We start from the raw sequence: 989 nt of genomic DNA on the forward strand, positions 1-989 counted from the left end.
ACTTACACTGCCCATGCCCGCGCCGTAGCGGCGCTTCAGTTCAACAAGGTTTATCCCCCGCCATGCAGCCTTCGCCTGCTTCTTCTGCTTCGTCTCAGCGGCGGATAAACGCTATTCGTTAGGCGTCACAAGTGCACATCACCTCTTCGCGCCCATCACCTATGACAAACCTGCTTCGGTCCGCGCTATTGCTGCTCTCGCTGGTGCTTGCACCCCTCGTAACCGCGGCGCAATCGTCCGCGCCGGAGCGAAGCCGGGAGAACTTCATGGTCGTGGTCCGGGAATCAATGGGCGCGAACAGAGCAGAAGATGCCTTCTCGCCGACGGGCAAGTTCAAGGCGAAGCTCGCTGACGGTCGAGAAGTCGAGATGGAGATGGCCTCATGGGAATTCATAGGTGACACGCACATCCGGTTTGTGTTCGACGGACCGCAGATGATGATCAACGCGACACCGCAAGACCTGGAACGCCTGGGAATCAAGAGCGTCGAAGAGGCATTGGCTCTTGCGCTGTCGAACATCAAACGTGTCTATGGTGAGCCTGAGGCTGCTCCGTGGGAAGGCGGTCTCATGCAAGTCAGCGGCAAATCGCCTGACTTGAACAGCTCGTACTTTCTCGACCGCGCATACTGGCAATCTCTACTCAAGGCTCATCCCGAAGGACTTGTCGTCTCCGTGGCAAAGCGTGGAGGCCTTCTCTATGTGCCAGCCTCGGACGGGAACGCTGTTGAGAGGCTCAAGCGCGGCGTGGCATATCTTCATGCGAGCAGCGGCCGTCTTCGTGTGTCGTCGGCGTTGTATCTGTTCAAGGACGGCAAGTGGTCAGTCTTCCAGTCGCCGGTCAAGCAGTGACGCATAACCCCTTACAGGGACTCCTCTCACAGTCAAGCACTTGATGGTCTGCATGGATCATTGCTGCATAGACGAGATATCGAAGTTGCGCCGAGACAGAGAACAGACTGCCACTCTACAGACGGCCTTGTTGCATCG

At 57.4% G+C, this 989-nt stretch carries 1 protein-coding gene; it reads left to right on the forward strand.

The genetic code is table 11. From position 1 onward, the window contains the following. Positions 1-131: 131 nt before the first annotated feature. Positions 132-851, forward strand: coding sequence for a hypothetical protein (locus M8A51_RS26170; RefSeq protein ID WP_251781562.1), 720 nt, complete (start codon positions 132-134; stop codon positions 849-851). Positions 852-989: the final 138 nt, after the last annotated feature.

This window comes from Caldimonas mangrovi (assembly GCF_023721835.1).
Lineage (GTDB): Bacteria > Pseudomonadota > Gammaproteobacteria > Burkholderiales > Burkholderiaceae_C > Caldimonas > Caldimonas mangrovi.